The organism is Endozoicomonas sp. ONNA2, assembly GCF_024606365.1.
Taxonomy (GTDB): Bacteria; Pseudomonadota; Gammaproteobacteria; order Pseudomonadales; family Endozoicomonadaceae; genus Endozoicomonas.
This window is the reverse complement of the sequence record NZ_JAHHPO010000220.1, coordinates 1-2,216: the sequence shown is the minus strand read 5'-3', so window position 1 is coordinate 2,216 and position 2,216 is coordinate 1. Positions and strand designations below refer to the sequence as shown.

2 protein-coding genes and 1 pseudogene are annotated in these 2,216 nt (G+C 50.8%); 1 reads left to right on the top strand and 2 read right to left on the bottom strand.

The genetic code is table 11. The annotated features are described in order from the left end of the window. Positions 1-109: 109 nt before the first annotated feature. Both KDK14_RS04085 and KDK14_RS04080 read right to left on the bottom strand, forming a co-directional pair. On the bottom strand, positions 110-1,423 hold the full coding sequence (locus KDK14_RS04085) for an NAD(P)/FAD-dependent oxidoreductase (RefSeq protein ID WP_257263745.1): 1,314 nt from the start codon (positions 1,421-1,423) through the stop codon (positions 110-112). A 112-nt stretch (positions 1,424-1,535) separates the two neighbouring features. Further along, on the bottom strand, positions 1,536-1,769 hold the full coding sequence (locus tag KDK14_RS04080; RefSeq protein WP_257263744.1) for a DUF3094 domain-containing protein: 234 nt from the start codon (positions 1,767-1,769) through the stop codon (positions 1,536-1,538). Positions 1,770-1,971: 202 nt separating this feature from the next. Here KDK14_RS04080 and KDK14_RS21615 point away from each other — a divergent pair. Beyond that, a pseudogene (locus KDK14_RS21615) lies at positions 1,972-2,040 on the top strand (hypothetical protein); the annotation flags it as partial. Positions 2,041-2,216 lie beyond the last annotated feature (176 nt).

Sequence of the window (2,216 nt, the reverse complement as noted above, 5' to 3'; positions counted from 1 at the left end):
CAGTTGGCTTTTAACCAATTGGTCGTAGGTTCGAATCCTACACGACCCACCATTTTCAAGCTGTATCGCTTCAATAGCCGCTGGCAAACGTTGTCAGCGGCATTTTTTATCAGTGAAGCTTAAGCTGCGGCCGGGTTGTTCTGCTGATCAGATCTTTCAAAATCAATGTGCCGGTTCTCAGCTTGCCAAAGAGTGTCATCTGGTGCATGCGGTACAGACTGATGTAAAACCATTTGGCCAACGTTCCCTCAATCATCATATCGCCGGTCATGGCGCCCATCAGATTGCCCACGGCACTGAAACGGCTCAGGGAGATCAGGGAGCCGTAATCCCTGTAATTGAATGCCAGCGCTGTGGAACCATTGGCTTGTGCTATCAGGCTTTTGGCCAGCAGGGAAGCCTGTTGATGGGCCGCCTGGGCACGGGGAGGAATGGTAATGCGTTCATTTTTGCGATCGGTCAGGGTGCAGCTGGCACAGTCGCCCATTGAATAGATTCGATCGTCAAGGGTCGTTTGCAGGGTTGGGCGAACCACCAGCTGATTGATCCTGTTGGTTTTCAGGCCATCTATACCCGATAAAAACTCAGGTGCCTTGATTCCCGCTGCCCAGATTCTCAAGTCGGATTCAATAAACTCGCCATCACGGGTGGTGACGCCGTCAGCCTTGATTTCACTCACCAGCTGCCGGGTTATCACTCGAATCCCCATGTTGTCTAACTGCTTGTGAACACTGCTGCTGATGCGCACCGGCAGTGCTGGCAGGATTCTTTCACCGCCCTCGATGATGGTCACTTCTACATCCTCTGGCTTGATGGCATCCAGGCCGTAGTGGGCCAGTTCAATGGCGGCAAAATGGAGTTCTGCGGCCAGCTCCACCCCGGTTGCACCGGCGCCGATAATGGCAATTCGAAGCCTGGTGGTCTCGTTGTTGCAGGCTTGCGCGTGCAGATAGTGGTTAATCAGCGTGGTGTGGATTCGCTCTGCCTGTTGACGGTTATCCAAAAACAGGCAGTGCTCCTTGGCGCCGGGCGTATTGAAGTCGTTGGCGGTACTGCCTACCGAAATAACCAGCTGATCGTAGGTCAGAGTGCGGGCAGGCACCACCTCATGGCCGCTGGCGTCAATCACAGGGCTGAGTCCGATGGACTTTTCGGCGCGATTCAGGCTTGCCATCTGGCCGGGAATAAATTTGAAGTGGTTCCATTTGGCCTGTGCCAGATAACTTAATTCATCCTCAAAGGCATTCAGGGAACCCGCGGCCACTTCGTGCAGGAGCGGTTTCCAGAAATGGGTATTTTGTGCATCCACCAGGGTGATTTCAGCACGCTGTGTTTTGCCAAGTTTCCTGCCCAGACATGTGGCCAGTTCAAGGCCCCCGGCACCACCACCAACGATCACGATTTTATGGAGTTCGTTCTTCACATTTATTCCAGTTTTTTTAGTAATTATTTAGTTTGGCTGATCAGGTGTTGTTATTGTTTCACAGGAAAGACGAAATTTCTGTTCATGGCTTTTTTTGCCAGTTGCAGGTCATTCAAGAAGGTAAAACCAGGTAGCCGATGACCCGGCTTAAAACTCCAAGCACAACGATCACAACGGTTAGCCAAACCATCAGGCGCAGGGGCCTGAATGGCGAACGCTCGACTTCATTCACTCCTTCCTCCAAATACTGATCGACCCGCTGCTGATCTTCGGGATAAAGCCGCCTGGATTGATGGTCACAATTGGCAATGTGTTGGTTATCGGCGACTGAAGTATTGTGGCTCATGGTAATAACTCCCTTTGTTCAGTCAAAACATATGTTCAGCCAAAACATAGTACATTCTGAGATCGGCGGAAAGCGATAGCAGGGTTTTTAACCGATTTATCAAACTTTCCGGCCGGGCTTGCAAAACCAGTGAACACCCATTTGATTCAGTTAACAAGGTTTCTAAAGCGCCTGCTCTTTTTCAAAAGCGTATAGTTCTACGCCCCTGCATTTAGCCGCTCAAGAAGGCTGCACCGAGACCGTCAAGGTGCTGCTGCATCCTGGTCAATGAAAAGAACAACAATGGCTATACAGCTCTCAACTTGGCTATCCAGCATGATTACGCCGTGTGCAAGAACCTCCTTGAAGACTATTGAGCCCAAACATCGGCCTGTGTTCTACAGTGAGCAATAAAATTGCCCGAAGAACCGGTGCCGGGCCTTGAGATTGTTTCAACTTGACTCGAAA

Coding starts and splice junctions, on each gene's coding strand:
- KDK14_RS04080 (WP_257263744.1), bottom strand. CDS start 1,769: ATGAGCCACAATACTTCAGTCGCCGATAACCAACACATTGCCAATTGT.